At 32.4% G+C, this 12,269-nt stretch carries 13 protein-coding genes; 3 read left to right on the top strand and 10 right to left on the bottom strand.

Annotation, left to right across the window (positions count from 1 at the left end):
- Positions 1 to 484 precede the first annotated feature (484 nt).
- Entirely contained in the window at positions 485 to 877 is a 393-nt protein-coding gene (locus BAZ10_RS07430) for a hypothetical protein (RefSeq protein ID WP_078771520.1), read from the top strand.
- Between the two features lie 150 nt (positions 878 to 1,027).
- Here BAZ10_RS07430 and BAZ10_RS07425 read toward each other — a convergent pair whose 3' ends face one another.
- From BAZ10_RS07425 to BAZ10_RS07400, 6 genes are all read right to left on the bottom strand, one after another.
- A complete protein-coding gene (locus BAZ10_RS07425) occupies positions 1,028 to 1,762 on the bottom strand; it encodes a hypothetical protein (protein ID WP_078771519.1) in 735 nt (244 codons plus the stop codon).
- A gap of 1 nt (position 1,763) precedes the next feature.
- Complete coding sequence (locus tag BAZ10_RS07420) at positions 1,764 to 2,240, bottom strand: hypothetical protein (RefSeq protein ID WP_078771518.1); 477 nt, start codon at positions 2,238 to 2,240, stop codon at positions 1,764 to 1,766.
- Between the two features lie 260 nt (positions 2,241 to 2,500).
- Positions 2,501 to 3,241, bottom strand: coding sequence for a hypothetical protein (locus tag BAZ10_RS07415; RefSeq protein WP_078771517.1), 741 nt, complete (start codon positions 3,239 to 3,241; stop codon positions 2,501 to 2,503).
- A gap of 10 nt (positions 3,242 to 3,251) precedes the next feature.
- A complete protein-coding gene (locus BAZ10_RS07410) occupies positions 3,252 to 4,937 on the bottom strand; it encodes a zinc metalloprotease (protein WP_078771516.1) in 1,686 nt (561 codons plus the stop codon).
- Positions 4,938 to 4,939: 2 nt separating this feature from the next.
- Positions 4,940 to 6,886, bottom strand: coding sequence for a type VI secretion system Vgr family protein (locus BAZ10_RS07405; protein WP_078771515.1), 1,947 nt, complete (start codon positions 6,884 to 6,886; stop codon positions 4,940 to 4,942).
- 68 nt (positions 6,887 to 6,954) lie between these two features.
- Positions 6,955 to 7,356, bottom strand: a complete 402-nt coding sequence (locus BAZ10_RS07400) for a hypothetical protein (protein WP_078771514.1) — start codon at positions 7,354 to 7,356, stop codon at positions 6,955 to 6,957.
- A gap of 681 nt (positions 7,357 to 8,037) precedes the next feature.
- Between BAZ10_RS07400 and BAZ10_RS07395 the strand changes: the two genes are divergently transcribed.
- Together BAZ10_RS07395 and BAZ10_RS07390 are read left to right on the top strand one after the other, a co-directional pair.
- Positions 8,038 to 8,304: a hypothetical protein gene (locus tag BAZ10_RS07395; RefSeq protein ID WP_078771513.1), complete on the top strand. Its 267-nt coding sequence runs from the start codon at positions 8,038 to 8,040 to the stop codon at positions 8,302 to 8,304.
- Complete coding sequence (locus BAZ10_RS07390; RefSeq protein WP_078771512.1) at positions 8,292 to 9,041, top strand: zeta toxin family protein; 750 nt, start codon at positions 8,292 to 8,294, stop codon at positions 9,039 to 9,041. Before BAZ10_RS07395 ends, BAZ10_RS07390 begins: the two co-directional genes overlap by 13 nt.
- Before the next feature lie 186 nt (positions 9,042 to 9,227).
- Here BAZ10_RS07390 and BAZ10_RS07385 read toward each other — a convergent pair whose 3' ends face one another.
- The 4 genes from BAZ10_RS07385 to BAZ10_RS07370 all read right to left on the bottom strand — a co-directional run bounded on the left by BAZ10_RS07385 (position 9,228) and on the right by BAZ10_RS07370 (position 12,216).
- A complete protein-coding gene (locus BAZ10_RS07385; protein ID WP_078771511.1) occupies positions 9,228 to 9,575 on the bottom strand; it encodes a helix-turn-helix domain-containing protein in 348 nt (115 codons plus the stop codon).
- 111 nt (positions 9,576 to 9,686) lie between these two features.
- Positions 9,687 to 10,367, bottom strand: coding sequence for a hypothetical protein (locus BAZ10_RS07380; RefSeq protein ID WP_078771510.1), 681 nt, complete (start codon positions 10,365 to 10,367; stop codon positions 9,687 to 9,689).
- 23 nt (positions 10,368 to 10,390) lie between these two features.
- A complete protein-coding gene (locus BAZ10_RS07375) occupies positions 10,391 to 11,650 on the bottom strand; it encodes a site-specific integrase (protein WP_078771509.1) in 1,260 nt (419 codons plus the stop codon).
- The gene (locus BAZ10_RS07370; RefSeq protein ID WP_078771508.1) at positions 11,647 to 12,216 is read right to left on the bottom strand and encodes a helix-turn-helix domain-containing protein; all 570 of its coding nucleotides are present in this window, start codon (positions 12,214 to 12,216) and stop codon (positions 11,647 to 11,649) included. The genes BAZ10_RS07375 and BAZ10_RS07370 overlap by 4 nt, the downstream gene beginning before the upstream one ends.
- Between the last annotated feature and the right edge of the window lie 53 nt (positions 12,217 to 12,269).

Raw genomic sequence — 12,269 nt, 5'->3', positions numbered from 1 at the left:
CTATTTAAAGTTTACCATTCAAATCTTGGCCAAACATGTCACAATTATGGATTGTTCTGCTCCAGAGCAGTCAAAAAGCAAAAGGTTGCTCAATCAGGTTCTATAGGAAATACTTAAAGTAGTGAGTTTCCAAATGGAGTAAAGGAAAAATACTACTAAATAAATATGGAGAAGAATATACAGACAGAAATAATCCTAACAAGGATATACCGTCTATTGTAAAAAACTCAAAAGACTTTGGTACTATTAATTTTGAAAATGTAACGGAAATTTTTCTAATGAACTTAATGAAAAAATAGTATTTCACGGACTTCCTACCAATAGTTCACTTACCTGAAAACATGGAAAAAAGGAGACTAATGCAGTCTCCTTCTCCGTTTATCTATTGACAACCTTGTTTTTATTTCATAATACAGTGAATAATTAGTATTTTAGTATAAAAATTTTAACAAAACAGTAGATAGATAAATAACAATTATACCCAATGAAAATTATATTTGACCGCTATCAAAATAACACCAATAAAATAGAAACAATTCCCTTTAAAAACTTTGGAGATTTCGAAAATTATATTATTCGCCTTGATCAGAGTGAATTTTCTGAAGTTATTCTTAAAGATAATAATAATGAATTGAAAATCTGTGGAGGTAGATATAATTTCATTGTTTCTATAACAATCGATGGTGAAACATTTGACTTGACTAATAATACCCAAATTGATCTTCACGAACAAATTACACTTATGATTAAAGGTCAACCTGTAAGTTTTCCTCCTAATTTGATAATAACCTTTGAAAAAGCACTACTTGCATCTAAATACTTTCATCTTCATAAGCAACTCGAAAGTTCCCTAAAATGGGTAAAACGATTATCTTAGAATATAAAAACACACCTATTTTTTTTGAGTAACATAATTGAGAGGACATTCGAGATAAAGAAAAGAAATAAAATCAGCAAAAATGAGGCTGTCCAAATTTTTCGGACAGCCTCATATATTGTTATTTATTACATATTGCACTTTTGCATGCTATTGCTTCTTCTTGTTTGCTTTACTGTTTTTCAAAGGAGGAAGGTTCATGTCTTTTTCTGCATTCCTATTATAGCGCTCATACCAATCTCGGGTATATTTTCCGGTATTTCCATCAAAAAGATATTCCCAATATTCTTCAACAAGCACATTAATATCCTTTTTAAAGACCTTTACTTTCCATTCTTTTTTATCCTTATCATAGAAAAACTGCAATTTCTCGAACTCTCTGTTTTTCCCGGTTTTTAAGTTGATAACCCCATCTTTCTCTAAAACGCTAAGGACTTTATCAAAATCCCAAAATCCGAATTTTTTATCCTCGTCAACCTCCGTAACCTTTCCTGTTTCATCATAAAACCTCCATATACCTATTTTAATTCCACTATTAAATCCTGCGATCTTACCTGTAGTTTTCATCTTTCCATTTTTATAATAAGTATAAGATATGCTATTAAATGCAGGGGAAGGAGGTATTACATAATATCCAGGCCCCTCTTTATAGTTACCAGGATTAAAAGCTCCGTTATTTTTTAATTTATAATAGCCATTTGCACCATAATAATAATATGAATCATCTGCATATTCATAACCAGCATAATTATTTGCATCTAAATCAAAGTCAAATTTTTCAAAAAAATTAGAATTATTATCACTTACATAATTTTTTAAATATCTGCTTTTACAGCTTGACAAACACATTAACAGAAGAATGACAATATAATTTATCTTTTGCATGCTATTGCTTATTCTTGTTTGCTCTACTGTTTTTCAGAGGAGGAAGATTCATATCTTTTTCTGCATTCTTATTATAGCGCTCATACCAATCACGGGTATATTTTCCGGTATTTCCATCAAAAAGATATTCCCAATATTCTTCAACAAGCACACTTATATTCTTTTTAAAGATCTTTATTTTCCATTCTTTTTTATCCTTATCAAAAAAGAACTGCAACTTCTCGAACTCCCGGTTTTTTCCTGTTTTTAGATTGATAACTCCATCCTTATCTAATACACTAAGGACTTTATCAAAATCCCATAATCCGAATTTTTTATCCTCATCTACCTCAGTCAACTTTCCTGTTTCATCAAAATATTTCCACTTCCCTATTGCTATGCCACTTTTGAATCCTCCTATTTTACCACTAAATTGTAGATTACCGTTTTCAAAGTATCTGTAATAATAAGAAAAATAATACGGTACAGGAGGTATCACATAATAGCTGTAATAGTCTTTACCTTCGCTAGGAAAAAAGGCACCACCATTCTCTAATTTATAAAATCCATTTGCTCCATAATTATTATATGAATCAGACGAATGCTCATAACCAACATAATTACTTGCATCTAAATCGAAATCAAATTTTTCAAAAAAAAATAGAATTATTATCAGTTACGAAATTTTTTGAATATCTGCTTTTACAGCTTGACAAACACATTAACAGAAGAATGACAATATAATTTATCTTTTGCATGCTATTGCTTCTTCTTGTTTGCTTTACTGTTTTTCAAAGGAGGAAGGTTCATGTCTTTTTCTGCATTCTTATTATAGCGCTCATACCAATCACGGGTATATTTTCCGGTATTTCCATCAAAAAGATATTCCCAATATTCTTCAACAAGCACACTTATATTCTTTTTAAAGACCTTTACTTTCCATTCTTTTTTATCCTTTTCATAGAAAAACTGCAATTTTTCAAACTCTCTGTTTTTCCCGGTTTTTAGATTTATAACTCCATCTTTATCTAATACACTAAGTACTTTATCAAAATCCCATAATCCGAATTTTTTATCCTCATCTACCTCAGTCAACTTTCCTGTTTCATCGTAAAGTTTCCATTTTCCAATTTTAATTCCACTGCTAAAGCCTGCAATTTTACCCGTAGCTCTCATATTTCCTTTCTCATAGTATATATAATCGATACTATAGAATGCAGGAGCTGCCGGAATAAAAGTACAAGATATACTTGTCTTTCCATTATATGGGCTAAATACAGCACCGTTCTCTAATTTATAAAATCCGTTCGCTCCATAATTATTATATGAATCATCTGCATATTCATAACCAGCATAATTATTTGCGTCTAAATCAAAGTCAAATTTTTCAAACATAATAGAATCATTAATAGAATTGGTGGTAGATTTATGGATTATTTTCTGTTGAGCACAACACTCAAACAATGTTAATATACCAAGAATTAAAAATATATTTTTCATAGTAGTAAATTTAGATAAGTAAACTATATCCACGCACAATTTCCCATTGCCATTTCCATATATAATATCGCGCTTTAGAAGTATGCTCAGATTTAGTTGCTGGATCTACTTTCATGTGAGAATAATCCATAATATTATTTGTTTCCATAGCTTTAAATACATAACTAGTATTTCGGTGAAAAAAGCTATGTGGCAGTCCCATTGCATGAAGGCATTCATGAGCAATAGTAGCTTCATTATGCCCATCAAACATTACACCAGATGTCGCTCCATAATTTGAGAACCCCAAAGTCCTCCCCCCTTCTTCACCTGGCTCTCCACAACCAACATCTAAAAAATACAATTTAAAATGAGTATCAGAAATTGATGAATAATCTTCTGTAAATTTCTTATCAAGTAATCTTTTTAACCCTCCTGTTTTAGTAATTATTCCATCTGTAACTCCAAATGTAGCTGAAAATTTCGGAGTATTAGAAATATCTAGTTCTATAAACTTACTGTTTTGCTTATCAATTATATTTACTTTTATTAAAGCCTGCCCCAATGCCTTTCTAAAAAAAATTAACCAATTATCTACTGGCCTTCCAAAGACTTGTTTAGAAGAGACATCGTCAGTAATCTTACTTTTAACTCCTACAATAGCTATATTAATATTTCTAATTACAGGAGCAATCATAGTTATACAACCTGCTAAAGTTTCTATTTCCGTTTTATCTTCTTTTATTTGGACTGAATATACTTCTATCTTTTTGTCGGTAGTGAAATTTTCAGCTGTCTTACATGAAATTTTTATGGTTTCTTTTTCCTTGGGATTCTCTATTTTTATGATACCACCTTGTGCAGCAGCTTCTTGATTTTTGGACTTTTCATTTTTAACTTGCTGTATTCCTATAAATGAATTGTCTGTTTTCAATGGTTGGCCATCTACTTTAAAAACTAAATAATCAGGTTTCTTTTCCTCCAGAAAACTAATCTTCATATCTATATCTGCTTCACTTTTTCCATAGTTAGCTGTTTGGGGAAATAAAGCAATATAGGAACCGTGATATACAACCGTTTCAACACTATCTTTTTTACCTTTTCTAGGATACTGAAAGGATGAATACTCATCTTTTAACCTTTGCAGGGAGTTATTAGTATCTCTATATTGGGGGTCTTTTTTGAAATTATGAATGGTCTCAGATGCAGTCTTCTCGTACTCTTCAGTATTATCTTTACTTTTTATTACCTTTTGTCTATACTTATACCATTTATTATCATCACCAATGTAAAACCTAAGATAGGTATCAGTCGTATCTTTATCAGGAAAATCAGCTCTATCATCTGATGTATAATATGTTTCCAGTATTTTCTGAAATTTCTCCGGTTTTTCTTCGAGGAGTTCACTATCCTTAAACTGATAATATTTACCCACCATTTTATCATACTCTTCAGAATCAGATATTTCTTTGTTTTTCTCCCTAAACCAACAAAACCCATATTCTCCTTTCCAATTTTTTGGACGGAAGTGCACAATACATTTAGCCTCTACCTCTGGAGGAGGAGGTGATAAAGCGGTTCCATATTTAATTCCTCCTTTAGCATTAAAAATAATTTCTTTCCCGGAAGTAATCTCATAACCTCCTTTTGCATAAATCTTGTAACTTCCACCGACTTCCTCTATTAAATCACCTCCTATAATTGTAATTTTACTCATAGCTAATGACTTTTAGATTTTTCGCCTGAATTATGCTGGATTTCTTCCATGGAATGAAATTCATGATTATTTTGCGTCTGAACTTGTCCTTTGCCATTCACTACAGTTTGGGTATCTTTTTCAACTTTGCTTTCCTTATTTCCGGATATATACTCTATCATTTTGCCCATCACATTGGTAACAAAGTTTGTACCTACACTAAGAGTATTGAGTAAACCTATATTTGTATTTTTATTCATACCTGCTGTTTCAGAAATATTCATTCCCACAGAAGTATTCATATTCTCCTTTACAATAATATTCATATTCTTGCAATTTAAGGTCATTGTTTCCGGTGCAGAAATATTAATATTACTTCCTGTGGTATCCAGATGGATTTCGTTACCACTTTTATCAGTGATTATAATACTTTCATCTTCTGTAAAAACTACTCTATGGCCACTTCTTGTCTGGATAGACTTAACACGGTTACTCGCCCCACCTCCTAAACCAACTCCACCATGAAACATCCCGCCCATTACAAAAGGTCTGTCAGGATGGCTGTGAACAAAATTAACCATCACCTGATCTCCTATTTCCGGAATGGCAACATATCCGCGGTTTTGAGTGATCTGATCGGTACCACCTGCATCCGGACTCATCACTCTGATAAAATTCGTAGTATCATTCATCTGCCAGTCAAATCTTACCTGAACTCTACCCTGCCCTTCAGGATCTGCATTGGAAAGCACTGTGGCAATCTGTGGCTGTGCTACTGGCACTGTAAATTCAGGCTTGGGCAAAAAGCCAGTATCTGCTGCAATAGCTTCAAAACTTCCTTTATAGTGTCCTAAAGTATCTATTTCATGGATTGCTTCAGTAACCATTACTTTGGTAAAATAGCTGGTCTCATTACTATCTTCTTTTCTCATTTTAAGATCCGCTACACATCCGGGATACAGGAATGGAACTGTAGTTTCTCCCGAAACCGTAAATACCTCTACCGCCTGACTTCCTGCTGTACTCGTTTGCGAATTGGTGACATCCATATCCGTTCTCGCTTTGAGAGGGGCAATACGAAGTGATGGTGTTTTAAAAATTCCTTTATTATTTCTATATGCTGTTTGAGCTAGGTCCCCTTTATGAGCAACCGGAGTTTCTCCTGAAGTAAGCTTTGCATTACTACTGCTATTATATCCGTAATAGCTGGGATTGATATGAACGGCTTTTAATTCCACATTAATTCCGGTGATATTACTGCCATATACAAGTTCCACCGTTTTATTCTGTGGCGGCAAATTTCCAAAATGCAGTACTTCACCATCATAAAAGAACTGTTCACCATAAGCTTCTGCCATTCTACACAGATAATTATAATGAGTCTCATCATATTGTGTACTATAAAGAATTTGTGAAGAAGCCTTGGCATCTATACGATAATCAAACTTCCCTTTATCAATCCCCTGCTTGATAACCTCATTGGCAATAATTCCCATATTCACAGGCTGATCTCCTCCAAAGCTTTGGGTATGAGGAGCGGCATCCAGTAATATTGTCGGGCTAAATCCTTTCAGAATAATATTTCCAAGGCTGTGGTGTTCCTGGCTGAATCCTACTTTGGTAATCACTCCAACAAAAACCCTTTCCGGGCTTTGTTCAACATCTTTATACAAAATTTTAACAGTCAACCGATTACCTAGAAATTTATTGGCATTTTCCAACGTATGACTCTGCCTGTTTTCAAGGCTGTCATGCGCCAGTGTAAGTTCAAATTTATGATGTCTTTTAGTACTCTGTTTAAGCTTAAAATGCTTAAAATGTGAAATTATTTTACCATCTATAACGACTTCCAATTTAACAATGCGGTTTATTCCAATGATATTATTTTCCTTAATTGCATTGGAATTATCTGGAGCCTTGTACCCATCAGGTTTAAAGAAGGCTGATTCTGGAGTATTTTTCTTTTTCATATTGATTGTGTATTTTCAGTGTTTTCATTATTGATACGGTATAGAAAAATATTAATTAAATTTTCATCCTAATTTTCATTTTTAATCTCTTTCCAATTTAGAGAGTCATCTTTATCCTTAAATTCAAAATAATATCGTGCTGCTTTCAAGGCATGATCCATGGTTAAGACCTTTCTGGCAAGATATGTTTTAAGCTCTCTTTTAATCGTTAATTCAATCTTCTCGGTAGAGCTATGTAGAACTTCATCATTTTCCAAGTCAAATTTATCCTCACCGGTATTGAATGATATTATGTATTCTTCACCATTACCATTAATATACAGGGATGTTTTATCATCTTCTAAAAGCACTTCTGCGAATTCCATTTGATCCAGGCGTATGATATAACTCTCGATCTCATGAAATTTTTTGATCATAATGGCTCTCGTATTGTAGGTATTTCTACCCCAACGATCATACGTCAGTTTCATATTCAATAAGTTTTCTATTTTTTAACCAAACAAAAAGGCTTTTATTTGGCTTATTTAAAGAGACTTTATGTTGATAAGCCTCCTTGATTAATTATTATAAATACTCAATTGCCAGGTAATTCCTAAAATTTGAGTTTTATTACAGTTGCAATATTTTTGAAATGGGAAGGCCACTTCTCTATATCTAAACAGTGTAGAATATTGATTCAGGATTCATTTATTCTACCTTGGATTGGCGTGTCTCAATCTATTAGTACTGAATAACTAGTAAGTCTTGAGTTTTAATGGATAACTATTTTTCATTAATGATTTGTGGTTTTATTTTACCAATATAAGATCATTAAAATTCACCCACAAATGAAATAGTATTTTTTTGAAAAATTGTCGTAGAACTACGACAATTTATGTTCATTACGGTTTTCCGTAATTCAATGTAAGAAAAAAGTTTATAGGCTGTTTGAATTTTATATAAAAATAAATTATCAATTACATGTAACTATTTCTATACATATCTTTACTGGAGATAAAAGGAGCTAATCAAACAAAAATAAATATAACTTACCAAATGTTAATTAATAAAATGTTTATTGAAATACTATATTTTATTGATAAGATTTTTAATTCGTCAAATTAATAGAAGGAGGAATAAATTTTGTATTTTAGCGAAGTAAATTTATAAAAATGAGCAGAAGTAGAAGTAACTTAAGAGGCAGGATGAGAACAGCTCGCAAAAATGGTGCAAGAAGGGAACAACTTGCAAACTTTGCTCTTACTGCATCACGAAATGCTAAAAGATCATCCATTGCTTTAGATATTCCATTCGAAATCATTAAGAATGGCGCAATTTATCGATTCCAACACGGAGAAATGATCAAAACAGCTTCTTTAAAAAAAATAGAATCTGACAGAAGTGGTCTTACTAAAGGAAGCAAAATATGTCTGAAGTAAAAAGACTGAGAATTTTCGCGGGACCAAATGGTTCCGGCAAATCTACTCTATTTGAGACCTTTCAACAAAAAAATTATAAACCCGGAATCTTTATCAATTCCGATGTTGTAGAAAAAGAAATCCTTGAAAAAGGATTTCTTGATTTATTACCGTACGGTCTTGAACTCACGCAGGATGATCTTCTAAACTTTTATGAAACTCCTAATGCAAAAACACTTTTGCGAAAATCCGAGGAGGAAGGGCATAAAATAGATATAGAAATAAGAGAAAATATCATTGTAGATAAATCTCGTGATACGCATAGCTATGAAGCTGCATTAATTACTACTTTTATAAGAGAGAATCTTCTAAATAAAGGAATTTCTTATGCTTTTGAAACAGTAATGAGCCACCCCTCAAAACTTGATGAAATTATAGAAGCCCAAAAAAAAGGATACAGAGTTTATTTATATTTTATTTGTTTGGATGAAGCAAGTCTTAACATATCCAGAGTTAATGACCGGGTAAAAAAAGGTGGGCATAATGTAGATCCTGAAAGAATAAAAAAAAGATATGTCAATACTCTCGAAAACCTATATCCTGCTCTAAAAATTGTTGATAGGGCATATTTATTTGACAATTCCGACGAAATGTTGATGGTTGCAGAAATAGATAGTGGAGAACTTACCATTAATGTTGAGCAAGAACAAATTCCGAACTGGTTTATTCAATATGTAGTAAACAAAACCACTATTTAATAAATTTGTTTAATTAACAACTATAAAAAATTAAAGATCCGGATAATATGAATTATTATTCGGATCTTTAATTTTTGCCTTCATCCATATCCTGGATTTATAGAAAACTATAAGTAAATTCTATATACTCCTCATCAATCAGATGTCTACATGTAACACTAAGTGAGGTCTTGATAAGATTCATTACTACTTTTTCAGAGGAATTCTTTTAAAATGAGTTTCTGCATCGGATGCTATCTCTTGCAAAGTTTTCTGTTTACCTTTGGAAATCCAATCAACTATTTCATCTTCAAAAAAATAGAGTGTCCTTCCACTTTTATAACAAGGGATCATTCTTTTTCGAACCAAAGCATAAACTGTTGGTTTTGCTTTATTAATGATTGCACATACCGCATCAACTCCAATCGGAATACGCTTGACAGGAATTGAGATTGGCTGTTCATATTGAACCAAAGATTTGATCTCAGCTACTTCACTTATTAGAAATGCTATAGCCTTTGGTAAATTTTCAAACGAAAGTTCTGTTACATCCATAACTATCAATTATTGTTGTTATGTTGCAAATAAAACAAGTGTTTTCACTGTGTACCAGTACACTACGAAAACACTTTGAAATCACAGATTAATAATAATATTTAGTAATTATTAGATAGCTAAGTCCTTTTTTATTACTATTAAGCCCTTAGTCTCATTATCTTTTAAATGACTTTTAATACTATCCGGTTCAACATCTCTCAAACAATCTGCAAACACATTCTTAAGAAAACAAGAAATTTCTATTTGATCTCCAACTCCAAAATGTTTCCATATATTCCATCCAAAATGATAGAGATCAAGAGAGGTTAACCTCTCTATCTTTATAGGTCTAATATCCTTTAAAGATTTTCTCTCAGAGTAAAGTTCAATATATCTACAAAGTAAATGCAAATCTTCATCTGTGGTGTAGGGAGCAAACTGCAATCGTGTATAGTTTATTGCTATATTCCTTTTATTTTGTTCTTTTTCCAATGTTGAGATTTTCTCTACCTCTCTTATTTCCTCAATACTTATAGCCGGAACAAGGATTTTGTCTAGTTTTTTGCCACTATTCTTTTTAAAAATTCTACAGAAAATTTCAACAATGCTATGAAAAAAAATAATAATACTAGCGTAAACAGCTATGCATAAACCAAAAATCACCCAAAATACAACATTACCAGTATATTCGTCAATTCCTTTTTTTATAACTACAAGTCTACCAAATACTCCGAGTATCATAGAAAAAATAACGATGGGCAAATACATTGCAATATTGTTAAAATACTTTAAGTAGCTTTTTTCTTTCATCTAATTTCGATATATAAAACTTACTAATCTTGTGGCTCCAAATCTACCGATTTCAACTGAATTGCATTAGCTGCCTTGTCCTTTAATTCATCAACTACTTTGGCATAGATCTGTGTGGTTGTCACTTTCTTATGTCCTAACATTTTACTTACGGTATAAAGATCTGTTCCACTTGATAATTGCAACGTTGCAAATGTATGTCGGAAGCAGTGAAAAGTAATATGTTTCTGAATACCCGCATCAGTAATCCATTTTTTAAGAGGACGGGTTATCCAGGAAGTATCAATCAAATCCTCGAAAACCAACTGTTCAGGAAGTCGAGGCGTTCCACACAATTCCATTGCCTGCTTAGAAATAGGAGTATACTCTGCTCCTTTAGTCTTGCTTTGTCGAAACTGTATTTTTATTCTGTTAGTTTGTACGTCTAACTCCTTCCAACGCAGCTTTTTTATATCACAATGTCTTAAACCTGTAAGAGCTGAAAAAAGAGCGGCACGTTTAAGCTCTTCATCATGGCATGGTGTTACAGCTAACTTATTTAGTTCCTCAATACTCAAATGCTCACGATGGGTTTCTACCACACCAATACCTTTTATTTTATCTGATATATCACTTTGATAAAAGTCATCAATAAATGCTTGAGCAAGTACAGCTTTAAAAACTGAAAAATAAGTTCCAGCAGTATTAACGCTAATAATTCCTGACTTAGAACCTCTACATTTTGCTGTTAATAGGAAACTTTGAAAACGCTCTGCAAAGGAAACATTCACATCTCTAAATATTAAGTCATTACCAGCAAATTCAAGCAAAAATGCTAATGTTGAATTCCACGTTGTATTAATTGATTTTGAACTATTAGAATGACGTGCTTTTTGAAGATCCCTAAAATATTTAATGAAATTTGTTGCTTCCTTTTCCCTCTTTGCAACTTCTTTACTTTCAATATCATTATACAAATCAGCATTATCAAATTCTCTCTGACGAAGCTTGCGAATCCCATCAGCATATAGCATCGTTTCTATATCAATTTCACCCTTACAAATGATAATTCCATTGTCATCCCTTTTAGGTTTATAAGTTTGCTTCCCACTTTTAATGTCGGTGCGAGCAGAACGTTTCTTATCCCATTCTACTGTTGTAACAATGCGATTTAAGGGTTCTCTATCACGTATTGGTCTACCGGGAATTAATACTGGGTAACTTTCCAAATATACATACCACTCTTTCCTATTCTCCGCCTTACGAAGCCTTACCGTAACCTTAGTTTTTGATAGCTGTTTCATATTTTTGCAAATACTTTATCAATTAGTTCTTTAGGGACATATACAAAATTTCCAACTTGACGTTTAGGAATACTATATCGGCGAATTACTTTACTTACAGTTGATGCATTTGCATTATATTTTTCACTAACTTCATTTAATGTATAACATTCATTAAGTTCATAATTCATTTTCACAGGTTCTATGGACTCTTTTTCTGGTAGAGGAACAAGTGAAAACATTGCTTCTATATGAACTCGACTTACTCGAGTAAGCCTTTGCCCCATATTAGTTGCGGGAAGCTTTTTATCTTTTATAAGACGATGAATGGTATCTCTTGATATTCCATAAAGAACCACCGCCTCACTAACTGTTATATATGGTCGTGTTTGAATATCTGCTATTTTTGCAACGGACTCTTGCAATATAGTTAGCCTATATTCTTCTTCCTTTGCACGCTTTCTGCGTTCTTTCCCAGATTTATTTGCACATGCCTTACTACAAAAACTAGTAGTTACTGTTTTTGCTTCAAAAGCATTACCACAATGCTCACAAATTCTAGGTATTTTCAGTTTACTAAATCCCATAATAAATAAAATACTTATAATCAATCACTTGAACAAATTTAAGACAAAATAAG

It is taken from the genome of Elizabethkingia occulta (assembly GCF_002023715.1).
Classification (GTDB): domain Bacteria; phylum Bacteroidota; class Bacteroidia; order Flavobacteriales; family Weeksellaceae; genus Elizabethkingia; species Elizabethkingia occulta.
The sequence above is the reverse complement of the archived record's forward strand: the minus strand, read 5'-3'. Positions and strand labels throughout refer to the sequence as shown.